The following is a 20,603-nucleotide window of genomic DNA, read 5'->3' on the forward strand; positions in this document are numbered from 1 at the left end:
AACAATTGCCTTTATGGCATATGATCTATGATTAATCCCCGGCCAAAGCCGGGGATTTTCTTTTCCTTATTTAATAATGATGTCCATTTGTCATGGATACATTTTTCAAATGAATCTGGAACGATGTTTGAACTTTGATATCTATTCAAACACAATGATAATACAGATATGAACTATTTACAAGATTTTAATTGGCGTTATGCTGCCAAGAGATACAATGGGCAATCCATTGATAATCAAAAGAAAAAGAATATCCTGGAGGCAATACGTCTTGCCCCCTCATCGCTAGGCCTTCAGCCCTATGACGTTTTGGTTATTGAAGATGAAGAACTGCGGGCGAAACTGGCCCCTGGCATTTATAACCAGCCGCAGGTTACGGAAAGTGCCGCCATTCTTGTTTTTGCAGCCTGGAAAACATTAACAGAGCAGCAGGTGGATGATTATATGAACAATATTGCCGCAACCAGAAATGTTACGGTTGAGTCATTGTCTGATTTCCGCAGTATGATTCTGGGTAGCATAAAGGGCAAGACAGAAGAAGAAATGTTCCAATGGAATGCCCGGCAGGCTTATATCGGGTTGGGGTTTGCAACGGCTGCTGCTGCATTAGAGCAGGTAGACAGTACTCCGATGGAAGGTTTTAATCCAAAGGTGGTTAACGAGATTCTGGGACTTGAAGAAAAGGGTCTTTCTGCCGTAACGATTCTGGCCCTTGGTTACCGCGATGCCGATAAGGATATGCTGGCCAATGCGCCAAAAGTGCGACGACCTGCAGAGGAGTTTTTCACTATTTATGAAGAGTCGGTATTATCGGCATGATCACCAAAAACTACAGATAACCCGTTTTTTAACGCTTGACTGGAGAAATATGGCTTAGTAGCTTGTTGCAACATTTTTTGAATGCGTCAACAAGCACCATACTGGAAAAAAGCTCCTTTTCTGAGATTCCTGTCACCCCTGGTGGCAGGAATTCTTTTTGCTTCATACTGGCTGTCTGAGGAGTGTGGAATAACAAAAACATCATCCCTTACATGGATCGGTTTGCTTTTAACTGCTTCTTTGCTTTTCGGCACTCGTTTCACATCCATTACCATCCGACATAAACTAAACTGGTTAATCGGACTGCTGATAAATATCATGTTTCTATGCCTGGGTGTAATTTTGTTCCAGCAAAACCGCATATCAAACAAACCGAATTGGATTGGCCATGTCCTTCCTGAAACAGTTGCTGTTTTGGGTAGTCCAGCCACATTAGCATCCCACGGAAAAAAATCGGGGAGAGTTACTTTCTTGGTTGATTATCGAATAACAAATAATGGGATGATATTACCCGCCTCGGGAACCATTCTTATATACCTGCCCTCCCAACAGGCAGCTGATTTTTTCCCAGGCGACCGATGGCTGATATCTGCTAAACGCATCAAAGCAATCAAACATTCGGGAAATCCGGGCAGCTTCAATTATGCCAGGTATTGCCAGAGAAAGAAAATCTATCATCAGGTTTATTTATGGGAAGGGGATACAAAACTAGTTTCTAGGCAAAAAGGGTTTAGTATTTCGCGCTTATTGGCCATGGGACAAATCTCAGCGTTAAGGTCTATTCGACAAACAGTGCCGGAAGAATCTCGTGGCCTTGCTATGGCTTTGCTTATTGGATATCGTAATGAAATGGATAAAGATCTCCTCCAGGCTTATACCAATACGGGTGTGGTGCATGTAATTGCCGTATCTGGAATGCATCTTGGATTGATCTTTCTGCTGCTGCAAAATATCCTTCTGTTGCCCGAAAAAAAATATCCCCTTGCACGTTGGCTAAAAGCTGTAATAATCCTGGCGATAACCTGGTGGTTCAGTGGTATTGCGGGAGGTGCTGCGTCTATCACCAGGGCAGCATTCATGTTCAGTGTTGTACTTTTTGCCAGGTTGATAAACAAACCTATGGATGCTATTCAGTCATTATCATTGGGTGCTTTCGCCTTATTATGCTATAATCCATATTGGCTATGGGATGCAGGTTTCCAACTTTCTTTTGCTGCCCTGCTGAGTATTGTGCTTTACCAGCCGCTTATTCAACCCCTGGCTGATTTCCGTAACAAAATCCTGCAGGGAATCTGGCAACTGACAGCAGTAACAATTTCTGCCCAGATCCTTACATTACCAATCAGTATTGGACAATTCCACCAGGCACCAATGTATTTTCTTGTGGCAAATCTGATAGCAGTACCCTTATCTGGCATAGCTTTGGTAACTGCAATAATTCAATGGATTCTTAGCTCTATAAATATTCCCGTTAGCATAGCTGGTGAAATAACCGGACTGCTGATCAGGTTAATGGATGCGGCTATTCTGCATATAAATTCGCTGCCAGGAGCTGTGCTTAACAACCTTCAATGGCATCCGGTGCAAACATGGACAGCATATTTAATCATTACCTGTTTCTCTCTCTTTCTATTACATAGATATAAACCTTACTTTTTATTGGCATTGCTCGGAACTATTCTTTTTGGGGCCTGGCATTTTAAATCTATTTACGAGGGAAAGGAGCAGCAATTTATTCTTATCTATCATTTCCCAGGACATTCCATGACCGAATTGATCACGGGTTTAGAGAGCACCAGGTTCCATCCTCCAGACAGTTCAATCCGACCGGCTCTGATGGATGCTCAAAGGTTTTATCATCTGGAGAAGACAATTTACAAGGGGGCGAAAATCATCAGATCAGGAAAGTTTATATTAGGTATACCAGTTAACTTAAATGATGTAATGCCATTATTGAATGTTGGGGCAGATTATTTGATGTTGGGAAAACATACCAGGAGTATAAGCAGTTTCATGAATAGAATTCCACCTGACTGCCTGGTAATTATGGATGGAAGCATTTCTGAATGGCGGGCGGCTGAATGGAGTAAACAGCTTGAGTTAGCAGGAATCAGGTACCATAATACCTGGCAATCCGGGGCTTTGATAATAGATCTTTAAGCGGCCCCATTTTTTCCCTTTGAAACCGTAGCTTTGCGCCTTCAATCCGGGGCAACCGGAAATTTCTGCCTGCTTGCCGCAACTGTTAACAAGTCAACCCATCGTATGACCAAGAAGATCCAAACCGCATTGATTTCCGTTTTTTATAAAGACGGACTCGAACCCCTGGTACGCCTCCTCCACGAGCAAGGTGTTACCATTTATTCAACAGGTGGAACACAACAGTTCATCGAGAAACTTGAACTTCCCTGTGTGCCGGTTGAAAGTGTTACCAGCTACCCATCCATATTGGGAGGCAGGGTAAAGACCCTTCATCCAAAAGTTTTTGGAGGCATTCTTGGTCGCCGCGATAATGAACAGGATCTGAAAGAGATGAAGGAATTCGATATTCCGGAACTCGACCTGGTAATTGTTGATCTTTATCCTTTTGAAGAAACAGTTGCCAACACTAAAGAAGAGCAATCCATAATTGAGAAGATAGATATCGGAGGCCCCTCGATGATCAGGGGTGCTGCAAAAAACCATCGTGATGTGGTTGTGATAGCATCGAAAGCTGATTATTCATTCCTCGAAGAAATCCTCCGCAGCCAGAACGGAAGTACCACCCTTGAACAAAGACGCCACCTTGCTGCAAAAGCTTTTGAAGTATGTGCACACTATGATGTTGCCATCTCCCAGTATTTCACTCCTGGTTTTGATAATTATTTCCTGAGTTCGGTTCCTGAGGCAAAAGCCATGCGTTACGGCGAAAACCCTCACCAGCAGGGTGTTTTCTACGGTAAATTAAATGATATGTTCCATCAGCTGAATGGCAAGGAGCTTTCTTACAATAACCTGGTTGATGTAGATGCCGCGGTACAAATAATAAAAGAGTTTCCGGCTAACAGTAATGAGCAACCGGAATTTACCTTCGCTATCATCAAACACACCAATGTATGCGGTATTGCTGCCCGATCTTCAGTTAAAGCAGCATGGGATGCAGCTCTGGCAGGTGACCCCGAAAGCGCATTTGGCGGAGTTCTGGTTTGCAACGGAACTATTGACAGTGCAACAGCCAATGCCATCAATGAGATCTTCTTTGAAGTTTTGATTGCACCAGCTTTTGAAGCATCTGCACTGGATATTCTACGTACAAAGAAAAACCGCATTCTTTTACAGCAGCACAAAGAACTGGAATCAACACACCAGTTCAAATCGTTACTGAATGGGGTATTGATGCAACAGCATGATGAAGGCAATTTCGAAAAGTGGGAAGAAGCTGGCGGAAGGGAAACATCTGCTTCAGAAAAGGCCGATCTCGTATTTGCCAACCTGGTTTGTAAACATCTTAAGAGCAATTCAATTGCATTGGTTAAAAACAAGCAATTGATCGGTAAAGGATGCGGCCAAACAAGTCGTATTGATTCACTGCGTCAATCTATCGATAAATCAAGGCAATTCAATTTTGATCTTTCAGGTGCAGTACTGGCAAGCGATGCATTTTTCCCTTTTGATGATTGTGTTCAAATGGCCCACACGGCAGGAATTGAAGCCTTCATTCAGCCAGGGGGATCTATCCGCGACAAGGATTCCATTGAATATTGCCAAACCCATGGGCTGGCAATGGTAATGACCGGAATGCGACATTTTAAGCACTAATGCTAACCCGATTAAAGCAAGCCAACCCACTCACCTTTCATAAAAAAGGCACCCATGCTAAGGCATTGCTTGCACTGGCATTGGTAAGTTTTCTTTGGGGAACAACCTGGGTGGCATCCAAGGCAGGAGTAAAACATATGCCTGCATTGCAGCTGGCAGGAATCCGTCAATTAATCGGCGGACTACTTTATGTGGTATTCTTTGCAGCAAAAGGAAGGACCTTCCCAAAAGGAAAACAATGGTGGCCGGTGATCATACTTAGTATCCTGAATTTTTTATTGAGCAATGGCCTGTCCACCTGGGGAGTAAAATATATTTCCAGTGGACTTGGTGCCATTATAGGAGCCGTGTTTCCCCTATGGCTGGTGATCATCGCCATGATCGCGGGTACATCGAAACTAACAACCAAAGCCATTATTGGATTCATAATGGGCTTTGCTGGAATCTGTATCATTTTCTATGACCACTTACAGGATTTTTTCAATGCCGACTTTAGATTTGGGATATTTCTTTCGGTTACAGCAACGCTGTCATGGGCCTTTGCAACACTTTATACCAAACAGCAGGCCGCATCATTTAATCCCTACTTCAGCATTGGATTGCAGATGCTTATTTCCGGAATAGCTCTTACAGGAATTACGCGATTAACCGGAGATCATATACCGATAAGCCAGATACCGCTCGAATCATGGCTCTCTATCGCCTACCTTGCTATAGCGGGGTCTGTACTTGCTTTTATGGCATATCTCTATGCTTTGCAACACCTGCCAACAGAACAGGTATCTATCTATGCGTATATAAATCCCATTGTTGCCATATTGATTGGCGCATGGTTGTTTGATGAAAAATTAAATGCCTTTATTACTATCGGCGGTTTGGTGGCGATTATTGGCGTGTATATGGTAAATGAGTCGTTCAGGCGCCAGCATCCCAGTAAGCGTCTTCCTTCATAAAGATCTCGTAGAGTTCACGCCAGCCTTTGTAAAGCGGATCAGTTCCAAGGAAGTTATTGTGCCAGATCGTGATGAATGTGCCCCTCACTTTTTTAACCGATGCATAGTATCGCATGAGGTCTGTATAAGCCTGGCCGGGACTAAGTTTCTGTTCATAAAACGCGTTAGCATCCATAAAACAAAAAGGCCAGATCTCGAGATTTGTAGCTGTATTACTGTTAAGATTAAACCATCTGAAAGGGCTGCTGATAGAAGCCCTGAATCCATTGATGCTACCATAGCCCATTGAATAATCGCGCTTAATACCTGCCCGAATCAATCGCTCATATGTATGAGGCAAATCGAATTTTATATAATGCTGCCGGCTCTGTACTATTGGAATATCAGTAATCACTTCCATCCATTCTTTCTCTTCCTTTAGAATATTATCACCAGGTGATACACTACTTCGCCATGAAGGATGCAATCCCACTTCATAAGCAGTAGCATAATATTTTATAAGGTCCTGGAATGCTTGCAGTTCGGTAGGCAGATTCCTGTCATAACCCTCCTGTTGTTGTGCTACCAGGAAAAAATAAATTGGTTTCACCCGGCAATAAAGGTGCAAGGCATCTAACCATTCATAGGCATCATGGGGATCGCGTTGTTTACCTCTCAAAACGCCTATCCTCTGATTCACTAATGGCCACTGGCCATGCATCATATTGCGGAATATCCCACCAATATTTCGTTTGAGTCCTTTGCCTTTATACGCGTACATGATATCAATATCATAGGTGGGCACAAAACGAAAATTCCTGCGTCTGAATAATACACCACTGAAACGCGATTGCAATAGTTCCTGCAAGCGCAATAACCAGTAATCTACAAGGGGATCCTGGAGAAAGCCTTCCTTGTATGCCAATGAGGAAGTATGAGGATACCTGCCATAGGAATCTTTTTCATGCGGAAGGTATTCCTCGTATCGGCTTACCAAATAAAAACATGCTGCAAAAATATCAAAGGGAATATCGGGTTCGGGATCATCACCAGAAACTGCTGTTTTGAAAAATACTTTATGTGATTGCCATTCAAAACAAACGGGAGACTGATTACGGATATCTTCCTCGAACAGAAGGTTGTGAGGAATTATATGAAACTCTTTTTCTGCTACAGGTTTCGGACTGTAATTTATTTTGACACCATCATAATGGCGGAAAACATCCGGACTTGTAGTTATTACAGCCGGCTCTGAAAAGAGTTCTGCATTGACAAGGTCAACGATATACTCCAACCGGGAGCTTAGCTGTTCAGCGTATATTAACATAGAACTCAGGACAACTTGTTTTTTTCGCGCCAGCGTTGGTTGAAACTTTTTTGAGGAAAATTTAAGTCGGCCCGGTGCGCTGTCCAACCTTTAAAAACTTTATTTACCATCCAGTCTTTCATTGAAGCATTCCCTTTATTCATCCACTTCCTGTTCATAACGGCAATTTTCCACCCTTTCCAGGCAAGCTTTTCTGTAAACGTAGCATGCCCTTCTTCCACTGCCTCATGGCGGTTTTCAAGCAACAGCTCATGCAGGTTGATCTTCACCGCACATACCTCAGTACAATTGCCACATAAAGATGATGCATGACTAAGATGCTTCCATTCGTTCAGACCTCTGAGATGTGGCGTTATCACACTACCAATTGGTCCGCTATAGGTGGTACCGTAACTATGTCCACCGATATTTTTATAAACCGGACATGCATTTAAACATGCACCGCAACGGATGCAATATAAGCTCTCCCGCGATTTGGGATTTGCCAGGATATTGGTACGTCCATTGTCTAATAAAATGACGATCATTTCCTGTGGACCATCTACTTCATCCGCCTGCTTTGGTCCGGAAACAATTGTATTATAAACAGTAAGTTGTTGTCCCGTTCCATAAGTGGCCAGCAATGGCCAGAACAAGGCCAGGTCCTGCATTGAGGGGATTACTTTCTCAATGCCAACCACCACTATATGCGTTTTAGGCCAGGAGCAACTCAGGCGGGCATTGCCTTCATTTTCGGTTAGTGCGATGGCGCCAACATCGCTGATGATGAAGTTGGCACCTGTTAGTCCAACTTCTGCTTCTACATATTTCTTCCTTAAACGTGCCCTTGCTTCAAGTGTAAGTTGTTCCGGCGTCAGGTTTATATCTGTTCCCAATTTTTCAGCAAAGAGCTTAGCCACATCTTCTTTACTCTTATGCATTGCCGGGGTAACTATATGATATGGCGCTTCGCCATCAAGCTGCTGAATATATTCACCAAGATCGGTCTCTACACTTTCAATCTTATTTTCATGGAGAAATTCGTTCAGCTTGATTTCCTCCGTTACCATACTCTTACTTTTAACCAGGGTCTTGCAGTTACGTTCCTGGCAGATCCGAAGAATTTCTTTCCTTGCCCCTGCAGCATCTTCTGCCCATATTACTTTCCCGCCTCGGGCAGTAAATGCTGTCTCGAAATTTTCCAGTTGCTGATCGAGGGTTTCTATAGCACGCCACTTGATATTTTTTGCCCTTTCGCGTGCAAGGTGAAGATCAGAGAACTGTTGTTTCCCAATTGGTACAACAGCATTATACTTACCAATATTAAAATTGATTTTTCGCCTGTGCTCAAGGTCCTGTGCCCGTACTTTGCTTTTCGCAAGAAAATCTTCTTTTATATCGCTCATGTATACGATGCTGGTTTGGTCAATGAAAATACTGAATTAAGTTCAGGCTTTATTGGTGGGGTGATACAATTGATAATAGGCATCAAGCGCTTCATAATATTCCTCACCATATTTACGAATGATGGCCTCCTTAAGAAATTGATAAACTGGCACACGGAGTTTCTTGCCCAGGTAGCATGCCGGGTCACAAAGTGATTCACGCGGCTCATAATTTACCAGATCATACTCCTTACCCACTTTGATACGTATAGGGAAAAGATGGCAGCTGATTGGCTTCTTCCAACTGATCTTTCCGTCATAGTAAGCCTGTTCAAAAGCGCACTTAAGTATGCCGGCGGCATCGCGGTAACCGTAAGCACACATGCCGCCATTTACAGCAGGTGTAACCCAACCAAATTCAGAATCATACTGGTACCTTCCTCGCCGGTTGATCTCGTTTATACCTTCTTTAGTAAGGTAGGGTTCAACAATATGATAAACCTCGTTGATGATATCCAACTCAGCAGTTTCCAGTGGCGCACCGGTATCACCGTCCTCACAGCACCCACCCTTGCATTTGGAAAGATCACATACAAATTTCTCCTCCAGCACTTCATCACTAACAAGCGTATTATCAATTACGATCATTTATCTGCCTTTTTGCAAAGGTATCTTATTTGATCTTCTTCCCTTCCATCTTCTGTCCACCCTGGTGAAGTAAAAGTGCATTCACTTTGCCATCCCCGGATTTCAAAAATTGGATCTTTGCCTCCACTACTTTCAGGAAGAAAGTATCTGGCGACTCAGCAAATACTTCAAACCTGGGTTGATTGGTTGCCTGTGCAAATAAGCGATCCCCTTCACTGGTAACTGTAATGCTGAAAGAAGGAGATAATGCATATTCTCCAATATATTGTTCCAGTTCGGTAGCGCTTATAGCAATTTCCTTTTTTACCGGAATTGGTTTAGTGGTTCTTTTCCATTCAGATTTTTCATCTTTTGATTTGAAAAGGATCGACTCCGGTTTGTTAGCTTTTCTTTGAAATGTGAGGGTGCTTAACGAATTGTCAAAGAAAAATTCATCATTCCCGGCAGCCTTCAACTGGAATTTATTTCCACCAGCACGCTGGCTATAAAGCTTTTCCCCTTCTGCCGTAATTACTCTTGATTCACCTTTATCATTGTCATAAACACCTTCATACTCCTTCAAACTTGCAGCAGCCAGTTTCACTTCCTTATACTCCTTAAAAGGTTTTCCCATCGCAATGGCAGCAAGTTTTGTTGCAGCCATATCAGGCCCCACATGCGTGGTATTTGTAAACAAAACAACAAAAATATCCTCCTTCGGCAGGTACATTGAGCTGGTTGTAAAACCATTAATACCTCCACCATGTTCAATAAGTGCGGCATCCTGTACCTGACCAAACGCCCAGCCATAGCCATAATTTGAAATATTTCCATCAGCCAGTTTATAGGGCGAAAAGGCCTTCTGCAATGTTTCCTTTTTCACAAGCTTATATCCATGTACAGCCTTATGCCAGAGAAAAAGATCGTCAACGGTTGACTGAATGGATCCGGCGGCATATGGCAATGTCATACTCATCTGGTCAGCATTCACAATACCTGCTTCCCCGTTTTGATAGCCAGCGGCCCGATTGGGAATGATGCGCGTATCTGTGCCGTAATAAGAATTCACCATACCCAGCGGTTTAAAAATATTTTTTTCGAGGTATTGTGGGTAGCTCATTCCGGAAACTTTTTCTATGATAACGCCTAGAAGAAAATACCCCGAGTTATTGTAAAGAAACTTTGCACCCGGATCAAAATCCATGGGTTCATTCTTGAAAAAGCCCACCAGTTCATCAGGCTTCATATCCTTCCTGATAATGGTTTCAAATGAAGGCATGGATGTATAACTTTTGATTCCTGAAGTATGGGTCAGGAGATGCTCAATGGTGATCTTCTTTCCATTGACAGGATAGTCGGGGATGAACTTAGTTATCTCATCCTGCAGTGACAGCTTACCCTGCTCCATTAACTGAAGTATAGCTATTGCCGTAAACTGCTTGGTAATACTCCCGATACGAAAAACCATTTCGGGTTTCATGGGTACACCCAATTCAATATTGGCCATTCCAAATGCCTTTCTGTAAAGCGGTTTGCCTTTTTCGGTTATCAGTGCGGCACATCCCGGACCACCTTGCTTATAGATCTGGGATAGGACATTATCAAAATCTTTTTCCAGTTCTTTCCTGGTGGCAGAACCCTGGGCGTAAAGTCCGGATACCGATAACATCAGTAACAGAATTACGAAATAGAAAGATCGCTTCATTTGGAGAGGTTTAAAGGTTTGTATATCTTTTAAAATTAAAATATATATTTCAAAAGCATGTCAATCTCCGTTTTATGAATAAATTCTTCAGCGCATTAGCTTTTCCCCTGGTGCTGGCACAAATCATTTACGCCCAGCCTTCACGCCTTATTAAGGCTGATCCAACATATTCTTCATTCAGCAAGGCCGGTTTCAACCGTTTGAACGGTATCGTAAAACAGTATGTGGATAGCCAGTGGATCGCCGGGGCCGTTATGATTGTAGCAAAGGATGGGAATATTGTTTATCATGAAGCAATAGGCTACAGTGATATTAAATCAAAGGAGAAACTCAGGACCGATCATATTTTCCGCATCGCTTCACAAACCAAGGCTATAACAAGTGTTGGTATAATGATGCTGATGGAACAGGGCAAGCTTTTACTGGATGACCCGCTTTCAAAATATATCCCGGCATTTGCGAATAATATGGTACTGGACAAATTCAATATAGCCGATAGCAGTTTCACTACCATTAAGGCAAAGCGGGATGTCACGATCCGCGACCTCCTCACACATACTTCCGGTATCGGTTATGCGCAGATAGGATCAGAGGAATACCAGGCTATGACAGCAAAGGCAGGAATATATGCCGGACTTGGCGTATCAGGAATTACATTGGAAGACCAGGTCCGCCGCATTGCCAGCCTCCCCCTTGAACACCAGCCGGGAGAGCGCTTCACCTATGGACTCAATATAGATGTTTTAGGACGCGTGATTGAAGTAATAAGCAAAGAGCCCCTTGATAAGTTTTTCCGTATTAATATTTTTGATCCGCTGGGGATGAATGATACCTGGTTCTATCTGCCTGCAGACAAACATAAGAGACTGGTAGCTTTACATGGGGAAGATTCTACGGGAAAATTATACAGGATCACGGAGCCTATCCCATTGGCCGGCGCAAATATGGATGCTGATTATCCCCTTTCAAAAGGGAAAATGTTTGCAGGTGGAGCCGGATTATCCTCTACAGCAAACGATTATGCGATTTTCATGCAGATGATTCTCAATGGTGGCATCTATAATGGAAAACGTCTTTTAAGTGATAACAGTGTGAAGTTGTTGTCAGTGAACCAGATTGGCGACCTCACGGTTGGTAACAATAAATTCAGCTTAGCCTTCGGTGTATATACACCTAAAGAGGCGGCCAGGCTAGGGCTGCCTGCTGGCACACTTGAATGGGGAGGCGCTTTTAACTCGTCATATTGGATTGATCCGGAAAATGGAATCATTGCACAGCTTTTCATTAACCAATGGCCCAATAGCCATGGTGATATCCATGATAAATTCAAAGTGCAGGTTTACTCTGCACTTGTTGAATAAGCTAGTTTTAAACCATTTTAATTATTTCCTGACCCTTACCGGAAATGCTGGTCGTTTAGGTTGCACAGGGGGATTTTTTTCTAAGTCCTTCAATGCAATCTCAATTGCCTTTTCCAACTGGGGGTCTTTACCCGCCATTACTTCTGCAGGTGTTTGCTCCACTTCAATATCGGGTGCTACGCCAACATTCTCAACAATAAACCCATCTTTAGTCCAAATAGCAAGATTAGGTGCTGTAACCATTCCGCCATCCATCAGGACGGGAAAGCCCAGAATACCTACCAGCCCACCCCAGGTGCGCTTTCCTACGAGGGTTCCCAAATTGAATTTGCGAAACATCCATGGCAGCATATCACCGCCCGAACCCGCTGTTTCATCAATGATCATAACTTTCGGACCCTGGATGGAGGCAGTTGGACTTTTAATATCCTGCCCATAACGGGTATGCCAATAAGCCTGCTCCGGTCGCCTGAGTATATCAATATAATAATCCGCCAGCTGCCCCCCGCCATTGAATCTTTCATCAATAATGATGGCTTTCCTGTTTGCCTGTGGGAAAAAATAGCGTTTAAAATATTCATGACCAGCGTCTGCTGTGTTGGGAACATATACATATGCCACCTGCCCTTTGGTTGCTTCTGTTACCTTGCGAATATTCCCCTCCACCCAATCACGATTTCTTAAATCAAGTTCATTTGCAACCGGAACAACCTTTACAATTCGTGATCCGTTCATGCTGGGGTTGGGACCAATAGTCAGTTCAACAATTTTGCCCGCGGTAGCTTCAAAATATTTATAAATACTTTCGGTGGCAACCACTTCCTTACCATTAACTGCTAAAATATAATCTCCCTCTTTTGCATTCACCCCAGGCTCTGTTAATGGTGAACGAAGATTGGGAGTCCAGTTAAGTCCTCCATAAATTTTCTTTAACCTGTACCGGTTATTTGCTATAGTGAAATCAGCACCAAGTAGTCCACCAGGTATCTGTTCTTTCACAGTTATCCTGTCGCCCCCGCCAACATTGTGATGACCTACTGCCAGCTCACTACACATCCATTGGATCACCCGGTTCAGATCAGACCTTGTTGATAAATGGGCGATGAAAGGCCTGTACTTCTCCCTGATTGCTTTCCAATCAGCACCATGCATGCCAGGGTCATAAAAATAATCGCGGTTAACCCTCCAGGCCTCTTCAAATATCTGGTTCCATTCCTTAACTGGATCAATCTTAACCTGTAAAGCAGCAGTATTTAATGCCCCCTTCCCCATTTCTGGCTTTTCACCGGATGGAGCAATCGTCCATGCATTGGCTTTTACATAAACCATTTTCTTTCCATCTGCTGATAATGCATAATCCATCATCTCCACAACTTCAGTATCCTTTCTTTTTTTGATATCATACTTATGCATAAATCCTGATTGGAAATCATCCTGGTATTTTATATAAAGAAGTTCATTATCCTTACCCATACCGAGATTACCATAATTGCCGGAAGAAACAGGTAAATCAATGATCCGGTTTTGAATTCCATCCAGGTCGATCCTGAGCTGTGGAGCTTGTTTGGATGCTTGCTCAGTCTCTTTTTTATCCTTTGATTTTTTAGTGTCTTTAGCATCTTTTTCTGCCGACGGAGCAGTTTCAGCCTTGGCTGCATCCCCCATCTCTTCATCGCTTTCTTTTGCAAAAGGTGAAATCGTTTCCTTTTGTAAGGTGGCGAGGTAAATAGATTTAGTAGCACGCATATCCTGGTTCGATTGATCAAACCAATTCACTACCGGACCTGCATTAGTGGATGCAAAAAAGAAAAGATACTTTCCTGCCGGATCAAATACAGGTTCGGTAACATCACTCAAACCATCTGTAACAGGAAAGGACTTGTCCTGTTCAATTGAGTAGAGGCGAATGGTGCTGAAATTAGTTGCGTTTATCTTTGTATAGGCTATCCATTTTGAATCAGATGACCAGTCGCCAAACATATCGCGAAAGGGTCCGGGATGATAAACTTCATCCGTATCAATTTTCCTGATATTTCCAGTAGCTATTGTAAGCACATAAAGATTTCTGCCATTATCCACATAAGAGAAATATTTGCCATCGGGCGACCAGTTTCCATTGGCATAGAATCCATCTCCGTTAAGTTTTATTTTCCTTGTCTCTCCTTTTCCATCCTGTGAACGGATATGTAATTCGTACTCACCAGATGCATCGGAGAAATAGGCAATAGATTTACCTTCAGGAGACCAGGCGGGATTGTTCTCATGATGGGCCGGACTCTCCGTGAGATTACGCGGATCGCCTTTTTCCGCAGGCAGTGTAAAGATCTCTCCCCTGAAATCAACAGCAACCCTTGAACCGGATGGTGAAATATCTACACCCCTGATGAATTGAGCTCCTTTTGCAAACCTTGGTCGCAGTTCCAACAGATCCGCTGCAATACCAATGGTAAGTTTAGCAGTGGTCTTAGCAGCCGGATCATACTGGTGCAGGTAGCCTGCCTGCTCAAACAAAACACGTTCTTTACTGGCAGCAATATTCAAAATCGGGAAATCCCTGAAATCTGTAAGCTGTTCAACTGATTTTGTATTCAGATCATAAGAGTAGAGGTTAAACTCACCATTACGATCACTTCTGAAATAGAGTTTTCCGTTAACCCATGAGGGACTTGCATCATTGCATCCACCGTCAGGTTGTGGTATCTTAATTACAGATCTGTCTTTAAATGAATACAGTAATATAGTTGCGATCCGGCCACCGCGGTAATTCTTCCATTGTGCAAAGGCATCAAACAATGGCGTATATGCAAGCCAGTTATCATCAGGTGACCAGGCAGCGTAATTGGCATTTGGAATTTCAAGTTGTTTCACCAGTCCACCGTTAACTGGTACCGTAAATAATTGTGCATGCCTGTTTGTAAAAACTGCACGCTGGCTCAGGAATAAAACTTCTTTTCCATCGGGAGAAAATCCTCTCACCATATCTGCTCCGGGATGCCAGGTTAGTCGTGTCGGAATTCCTCCCTCCGACGAGATGGTATAAACATCAATATTACCTTCGTACTGTGCTGAGAAAGCGATTGTTTTGCCATCAGGTGAAAAGGCAGGCAATGATTCTATACCCTGATCAATGGTGAGTCTTTTTGGTGAACCACCATCAGTGTTTGCCACCCACAGATCTTCTGCATAAATAAATGCAATCTTTCCTGGTCCAACGGCCGGCTGCGTTAGCATTCGGGTATCAGCAGGGTCTATTGCATATAATGACAGGGATGTTAAGAACATCGCAACAAGGCTGGCAATCCTTTTCATATTATGTGTTGTTTATTCGATACTATTCCCGCCACTTCAATGTATTCACTAAATGAAGCAGGTCCTGCTTCAGAAATGCATTGACCGGGCGTAATGAGTCTTCATTTGGGGTGGCATCAAAATAAAGGGCACCACGGAGAAAATGTTTTACAGAATCACTTAGTAGAAACTGGTTTGCAGTTGCAGTATTTCCTCCTATACGAAAGAAAATTCCATCTATACCATTTGCAGTTCTAAATGCACTGTCTTCAATTGAACTGGCTTTATAAGAATGCTTATACGAAAGTGTATAAGAGCCGCTTATAAGTTTCTCAAAACTGTTTACACCAACCGAATCAACATATTCTCCTTTACTGTTCTGCACCTTGTAGCGCGCTTGTCCACCAATGCGATTATAACTTATATAGATTCGCCCACCCAGTTCTGGTATATCAATATTTATCCAGTAAGGATTTTCGGGTTGCTCCTCGAAGTAAGTACTGTCTTGAGTTATTTTACCATACAAAGGATATTCAAATGTATAAGGAAATCCAGGGCGGTCAAAAACCTGGTACTTATGCTCAGGAAGTGTAATTGCAAAATAGCCGCGAGGCTTGGGAGTAAATGGACTATTACAGGAAACTGCAAATGCTGCTGCGAAGAAAATCAGGCAAAATAGATATACGTGGGCGCGTGTAGATCTCATGTAAAGAATTAATAAAATTATACAGTTGTGATGGTAAGTTTTACTTTCTGAATCCGGTTACGATCCAGCTCTAGTATGGTGAACTGGAAATCACCCACCTCCACCACTTCATTAACAGCCGGGAACTTCCCATAGATCTCCAGGATTAATCCAGCAAGTGAATCACTTTCGCCCCTTACCTCATCAAATGTATTTAACGGTACTCCTATCACTTTGCAAACATCGTTGATCATGGTTCGGCCTTCAAAAATATAATTGTTCTCATCTAATTTCCGGTTCACACTTTCTTCATCATCAAATTCATCACGGATATCTCCAATAATCTCTTCCATGATATCTTCGAGTGTTACTATACCGCTTGTTCCTCCGAATTCGTCCACCACCACTGCAAAGTGTGTGCGGCGAGCACGAAAATCCTGTAACAGATCTTCAATCATTTTCTGTTCATGAACAAAATACGGCTGGCGAAGAAGTGTATGCCACTCAAAAGTATCTGATTCATCAAGGTATGGAAGAATGTCTTTGGTGTGAATCAGTCCCATTACTTCATCCAGGCTGTTGCGATATACCGGAACCCTTGAGTAATGCAACTCCTCCAACTGTCGTACCAGATCTCTGAAGCTTGTGTTATAGTCAATTCCGCTTACATCAAGCCTGGTGCGCATAACCTGTTTAACTGTTATATTCCCAAACTTTGCTATGCCACGCAGAATATTCTTCTCTTCTTCTGATGCGTTGCTATCTTCCTCAAGTTCTTCAAACTGGTTGCCAGCGTAATCGGTTCCAAAGGATCTTTCAATACCATCTGTCATGCCTATCAACCAACTGCTTGCCCTTTTAAAAAGAAGGTGGACGATCTCCACCATGTATGATGCATCACGCGCAAACCGGAGATTGTTTTGTGCAGCATAAACTTTTGGAAGAACCTCCCCAAAGAGTACCAGAAAAAATGTCACCAGTAAAACTTTAATGGAAAAATCTATAAGCCAGAAACTATTCTGTAATGGAAGTAGCTGGTCAATAAGAAAATTGGAAAGAATAATAATGGTGATATTAACAAGCGCGTTTCCTATTCGCAGCGATCCCAGTAATAGCTTTGGCTCGTCAAGAAGGTTAACGATCCTTTTCCATGAACCGCCCTGCTTGGTTTTAAGCATATTTATATCACGGTGCGATAAACTGAAAAACGCCACAACAGCACCGGAAAGGAAATAAGAAATGATCAGTAAACTTAGTATCACTATCACCAGGAAGGTGGTACCCTGCAGATTGGCAGCCAGGAAAAAAGGGCTCCACAACAATGTAATAAAAGCATCTACCGAAACCTGATCCAAAGCGGTTGTTTTTTGTTATCAATCCAGTTCTCTTAAGAGAAAGGCAGGTCGCGGAGGCCTGCCTATGCAAATATGAACTAATTTCTTCATTCAGAATGGAAGGTCAGGATTTGGTTCGGGTGGTGCATCTTCATGACTCATTCCTTCCAGCCCCTCCCCATGTACAGCTCCGCCTGGTCCATGCCCATGTATATCATTCCTTTTATCCAGCATGATGAGATTATCTCCCACAACTTCAGTTGCAAATTTCTTATTGCCTTCCTTGTCTTCCCAGCTCCTGGTCCTGAGACGACCCTCAATGTAAACCAGACTGCCTTTGTGAAGGTATTTCTGAGCGAGCTCTGCCAATCCCCGCCATAATACTACTGTATGCCACTCTGTTTGGGATATCAGCTTGCCGGCCCTGTCCTTGTATGTTTCAGTTGTGGCAAGCGAAAATTTTGCTACCGCAATATTTCCTTCCAGAAATTGTACATCCGGGTCTTTCCCCAGGTTTCCTATCAGCATCACCCTGTTTACTCCTCTCATAAAATATCATTTGAGGTTATGATTCGCCTGTTGGCCATAAGAACTATCTAAAATTAATTTTTTTTAAGGGTATTCGAATCAATTTCTAACATTAAAGATCAGGCCATTTTCAGGCTGCAACTGTTTAGAACTGGTTTAAGGAGGGTTATGAAAAAATTAAAGAGGATCAGACTCCATATGGCGGGTAATGAAACGGGGGAAAGCGATCTTACCTAAAGCGTCTTTTGAAAATAGTTGGTATCCTGAATCCGTTTCCAGCGGTTGCTTCAGGTCAACCCGAATAAATCGACCGATAATGGTCTGATGGGTAAGCTGTTGCGTTATCTGCCGGGAGATGCCGGTGATATTGCCCTGAATGGGACCCACCATTTTCTCAAGCTCATGGCTCAATACTGATTTATCTTCTTCAAGGGCTTCTTGTGTTTCAGCCAGCACCCATTCATGAAGATGTTTCCAGATATCAGAATCCATCCTTTGCCGGACATAATATTTCCCTTTCCAATGCAGGATGAAATAATAAAAATAGCGGGTTTTGCGGTTGATGGATTTAGCCTTTACCGGCAACTCACCCACCATATTATTCAGGAATGCCTGGCAATCGGGCTGTTGTGGACAAATATCACAGCGTGGTTGAGCAGGTTTGCAGATGGTGGCTCCAAAATCCATGATAGCCTGGTTATAGGTGCCCGGATCCTCAAAGTGTAAAAGTGCTGTTGCCAGTTTTGCGTAGAGTTTTTTTCCTTCCGGATTATCGGTTGGGGTGCTTATTCCAAAATACCGTGAAATGACCCTGAATACATTTCCATCCAATACAGCAAAGGGTAATCCAAAGGCAAAGGAAGCAATAGCTGATGCTGTATACGGCCCCACACCCTTGAGTTTCAGGATCTCCTCATAAGAATCAGGGAATATGCCTTTACGTTCAAAAGCAATATACCGGGCTGTGGCTATGAGGTTGCGTGCCCGGGTGTAATAGCCTAATCCCTCCCATAATTTGAAGATTTCCTCATCTTTTGCTAGGGCCATATCGGTAATGGTCGGAAAGTTATCTATGAAACGGTGAAAGTAACTCAGCCCTTGTTCAACGCGGGTTTGCTGAAGAATTATTTCACTAAGCCAGATCTTATATGGGTCCTTCTCCCCCTTCCAGGGCATCTCCCTTTTATTGGAGCTGGCATTCCAGTGGAGCAGCTTAAAGGTGAACGGTTGGTCCATATTTAGGATAGGTTGGAAAAATAATTCAATTTAATTCAAAATCAATAAATTGCATAAGAGTTGCATGGTTTAGAAGTTTCGCTTATATTAACAAACAAATTCCTAGTTGCTGGGGAATACCGGTTCTCAGAACAGCATTCCTCCACTGTAAAAAGACTCAAAACAGGAAATATGAGAAAGGCAGACCTCATCAACCAGATTGCAGAAAAAACTGGCATCCCAAAGGTGGATGTACTGGTAACCCTCGAAGCAATGTTCAAAGAGGTGAAAGACACACTGGCGCAGGGCGAAAACATCTATATCCGAGGATTTGGAAGTTTTATTACCAAAAAACGCGCCGCAAAGATCGGTCGCAACATTAAAAAGAATGTTGCGGTTGAGATTCCGGAACACTTCATTCCGGCCTTCAAGCCTGCCAAAGAATTTGTGCAGGAGGTTAAAAAACTTAAAACAGTCAAAGAAGGGCAACCAAACCCCGACGAAGAGATGTAATTTTGCTGCCTTAACTCAGAAAGGTGAAAAAACAGCAAATCATTGTTATCAGTGGCGGAGTATTCCTCCTGCTGATGATTTATTTCTTTGGCAGCACTACCCCTCCCGGAAAACCTGTGGCAAAGCCGTCTTCAACCTCTATACAAAACTTTGATATTCAAACAGTTATCCAAGGTGCTACCGCTAAGCTCAGCGAGCAGCAACAGGCTTATGTAAATGGATTGAAGCAGTCTGTTTTAAGAGGCGACGTGAAAGGACAGCAAATCCGCACCTACAAACAGCTTGCGGCCTTCTGGAGCGACACTGCCAGGGCCTTTATTCCCTTTGCCTATTATACGGCGGAAGCAGCTAAGTTGGAAAATTCTGAAAAAAGTCTCACCTTTGCAGCCCAATTATTGTTGGATAACCTGAGAGGGGTTGAGCAGCCGGAACTTAAATCCTGGCTTGCAGGCCAGTCGAAGGAGCTTTTTGAAAAGGCCATTGTATTGAATCCGGATAGTGATTCTCTGAAAGTTGGACTCGGAAGTACTTTTATTTTTGGTGCTCCCGCCGAAGATCCCCAGGCTGTGATGCAGGGTATCCAGCAGATACTTGAAGTGAATCGCCGCGATACAGGATTTGTATATGCTGAAAAGATGTTGGGAATAGGTGGTATCCTGTCGGGCCAGTATGATAAAGCAGTTGAGAGGCTTGAAAAAGTTGCCACCAAAGAACCGGCAGACCTGGAAGTGATGTTGATGCTTGCAGAAGGTTATGAGCGGATGGGAAATAAGCAGAAAGCGATCAGCTGGTATGAACATGCTTCTGATCATGTTGCCAACCCGGCTTTGAAAGAAGAGTTGAATAAGAGGATCCGGGACTTAAAATAAATTGAATCGTTAACAATATAAATTTCGACAAAGATGCCTTGTGGTAAAAAAAGAAAGCGTCATAAGATTGCGACGCACAAGCGTAAAAAGAGACTGAGAAAGAATCGTCATAAGAAGAAGAAGTAATATCTTCTCTTTTCATAACTTCTTTAAGCCGGAATATGTAAATTTATTCCGGCTTTATTTCCTTTGGCTGAATCGTTTATTTTCCGGCTTTCCTCCAGATTATTGCTAAAAT

The 20,603-nt window shown here is 43.0% G+C and carries 16 protein-coding genes; 7 read left to right on the plus strand and 9 right to left on the minus strand.

The features are described 5' to 3' along the window. Nucleotides 1–168 precede the first annotated feature (168 nt). The 4 genes from V6M43_RS11915 (at nucleotide 169) to V6M43_RS11930 (ending at nucleotide 5,570) form a co-directional block, all read left to right on the plus strand. The gene (locus tag V6M43_RS11915; RefSeq protein WP_332735519.1) at nucleotides 169–819 is read left to right on the plus strand and encodes an NAD(P)H-dependent oxidoreductase; all 651 of its coding nucleotides are present in this window, start codon (nucleotides 169–171) and stop codon (nucleotides 817–819) included. 81 nt (nucleotides 820–900) lie between these two features. Next, complete coding sequence (locus V6M43_RS11920) at nucleotides 901–2,979, plus strand: ComEC/Rec2 family competence protein (protein WP_332735521.1); 2,079 nt, start codon at nucleotides 901–903, stop codon at nucleotides 2,977–2,979. A gap of 33 nt (nucleotides 2,980–3,012) precedes the next feature. Continuing rightward, nucleotides 3,013–4,617: a bifunctional phosphoribosylaminoimidazolecarboxamide formyltransferase/IMP cyclohydrolase gene (gene purH, locus V6M43_RS11925; protein WP_332735523.1), complete on the plus strand. Its 1,605-nt coding sequence runs from the start codon at nucleotides 3,013–3,015 to the stop codon at nucleotides 4,615–4,617. After that, nucleotides 4,617–5,570 (plus strand): DMT family transporter, encoded by a 954-nt coding sequence (locus V6M43_RS11930; protein ID WP_332735525.1) that lies wholly within the window; start codon nucleotides 4,617–4,619, stop codon nucleotides 5,568–5,570. The genes purH and V6M43_RS11930 overlap by 1 nt, the downstream gene beginning before the upstream one ends. Here the strand turns inward: V6M43_RS11930 and V6M43_RS11935 are convergent. From V6M43_RS11935 to V6M43_RS11950, 4 genes are read right to left on the minus strand one after another with little or no spacing between them, the layout of a single operon-like run. Next, nucleotides 5,533–6,876 (minus strand): polysaccharide deacetylase family protein, encoded by a 1,344-nt coding sequence (locus V6M43_RS11935; RefSeq protein ID WP_332735527.1) that lies wholly within the window; start codon nucleotides 6,874–6,876, stop codon nucleotides 5,533–5,535. The genes V6M43_RS11930 and V6M43_RS11935 overlap by 38 nt on opposite strands. A 5-nt stretch (nucleotides 6,877–6,881) precedes the next feature. After that, on the minus strand, nucleotides 6,882–8,261 hold the full coding sequence (locus V6M43_RS11940; RefSeq protein ID WP_332735529.1) for a LutB/LldF family L-lactate oxidation iron-sulfur protein: 1,380 nt from the start codon (nucleotides 8,259–8,261) through the stop codon (nucleotides 6,882–6,884). 42 nt (nucleotides 8,262–8,303) lie between these two features. Beyond that, entirely contained in the window at nucleotides 8,304–8,888 is a 585-nt protein-coding gene (locus V6M43_RS11945; protein WP_332735531.1) for a DUF3109 family protein, read from the minus strand. Nucleotides 8,889–8,913: 25 nt separating this feature from the next. After that, nucleotides 8,914–10,572: a serine hydrolase gene (locus V6M43_RS11950; RefSeq protein ID WP_332735533.1), complete on the minus strand. Its 1,659-nt coding sequence runs from the start codon at nucleotides 10,570–10,572 to the stop codon at nucleotides 8,914–8,916. 74 nt (nucleotides 10,573–10,646) lie between these two features. Here V6M43_RS11950 and V6M43_RS11955 point away from each other — a divergent pair, with 74 nt between their 5' ends. Beyond that, nucleotides 10,647–11,933 (plus strand): serine hydrolase domain-containing protein, encoded by a 1,287-nt coding sequence (locus V6M43_RS11955; RefSeq protein ID WP_332735535.1) that lies wholly within the window; start codon nucleotides 10,647–10,649, stop codon nucleotides 11,931–11,933. 21 nt (nucleotides 11,934–11,954) lie between these two features. Here V6M43_RS11955 and V6M43_RS11960 read toward each other — a convergent pair whose 3' ends face one another. The 5 genes from V6M43_RS11960 to mutY all read right to left on the minus strand — a co-directional run bounded on the left by V6M43_RS11960 (nucleotide 11,955) and on the right by mutY (nucleotide 19,004). Further along, entirely contained in the window at nucleotides 11,955–15,242 is a 3,288-nt protein-coding gene (locus tag V6M43_RS11960; RefSeq protein ID WP_332735537.1) for a S41 family peptidase, read from the minus strand. A gap of 22 nt (nucleotides 15,243–15,264) precedes the next feature. Further along, nucleotides 15,265–15,927 carry a gliding motility lipoprotein GldD gene (gene gldD / locus V6M43_RS11965; RefSeq protein WP_332735539.1) on the minus strand — a complete coding sequence of 221 codons (663 nt, stop codon included), beginning with the start codon at nucleotides 15,925–15,927 and terminating at the stop codon, nucleotides 15,265–15,267. A 17-nt stretch (nucleotides 15,928–15,944) separates the two neighbouring features. Next, the gene (gene gldE / locus V6M43_RS11970; protein WP_332735541.1) at nucleotides 15,945–17,261 is read right to left on the minus strand and encodes a gliding motility-associated protein GldE; all 1,317 of its coding nucleotides are present in this window, start codon (nucleotides 17,259–17,261) and stop codon (nucleotides 15,945–15,947) included. A 90-nt stretch (nucleotides 17,262–17,351) separates the two neighbouring features. After that, nucleotides 17,352–17,789 (minus strand): single-stranded DNA-binding protein, encoded by a 438-nt coding sequence (locus V6M43_RS11975; protein WP_039133585.1) that lies wholly within the window; start codon nucleotides 17,787–17,789, stop codon nucleotides 17,352–17,354. A gap of 156 nt (nucleotides 17,790–17,945) precedes the next feature. Continuing rightward, nucleotides 17,946–19,004 carry an A/G-specific adenine glycosylase gene (gene mutY, locus V6M43_RS11980; RefSeq protein ID WP_332735544.1) on the minus strand — a complete coding sequence of 353 codons (1,059 nt, stop codon included), beginning with the start codon at nucleotides 19,002–19,004 and terminating at the stop codon, nucleotides 17,946–17,948. Nucleotides 19,005–19,064: 60 nt separating this feature from the next. Here mutY and V6M43_RS11985 point away from each other — a divergent pair, with 60 nt between their 5' ends. Beyond that, nucleotides 19,065–19,496 carry an HU family DNA-binding protein gene (locus V6M43_RS11985; RefSeq protein ID WP_332735546.1) on the plus strand — a complete coding sequence of 144 codons (432 nt, stop codon included), beginning with the start codon at nucleotides 19,065–19,067 and terminating at the stop codon, nucleotides 19,494–19,496. 23 nt (nucleotides 19,497–19,519) lie between these two features. Next, on the plus strand, nucleotides 19,520–20,365 hold the full coding sequence (locus V6M43_RS11990) for a tetratricopeptide repeat protein (protein WP_332735548.1): 846 nt from the start codon (nucleotides 19,520–19,522) through the stop codon (nucleotides 20,363–20,365). Nucleotides 20,366–20,603: the final 238 nt, after the last annotated feature.

The organism is Flavihumibacter sp. (assembly GCF_036676075.1).
Lineage (GTDB): Bacteria > Bacteroidota > Bacteroidia > Chitinophagales > Chitinophagaceae > Flavihumibacter.